At 50.5% G+C, this 505-nt stretch carries 1 protein-coding gene; it reads right to left on the bottom strand.

The window, feature by feature from the left end; all coding sequences use genetic code 11:
- On the bottom strand, window positions 1–505 hold a 505-nt coding region (locus A3751_RS01600), incomplete at both ends, for an efflux RND transporter periplasmic adaptor subunit (RefSeq protein ID WP_156492171.1).

Genomic DNA, 505 nt, shown 5'->3' with positions numbered 1-505 from the left:
GCACCTTGAGCGTTCTGGTAGCGGTATCGAGCTCCGGATAGAGATAATTCACGGTTCCGTGCCACTCCTTCCCGGGAAAAGCAGACGAGACAATGCTTGCGTCAACCCCCTGACGAACCAAACCAGCTTGGCCCTCGAAAACTTCGCCAATCACCCACACAGAGCTCAAATCGGCAATTGCGATGACCTCGGTGGCTGGTTTGATGAACATACCCTTTCGCACGTTAAGGCTTTTCACTACGCCGGAACGTGATGCTGTAATACTAACGGTCTGCTCAACCTTTCCTTTCTTTGCGAGGCTGTTAACTTGGTTTCGACTTAGCCCAAGTGCATATAGTCTGGAGGCTGATGCTTTAATGAGCTTCGTATTCTTACTTCGTCGCGCTGCCAAGTACTCTTCTTGTGCACTTACAAGGGCTGGCGAGTAAAGCTCAAACAACACCTGCCCTTGTTCAACACGATCACCAACAGCTGCAACGGATAGATTCTCTATCCAGCCGTCTAC

This window comes from Oleiphilus sp. HI0080 (assembly GCF_001635135.1).
The sequence above is the reverse complement of the archived record's forward strand: the minus strand, read 5'-3'. Positions and strand labels throughout refer to the sequence as shown.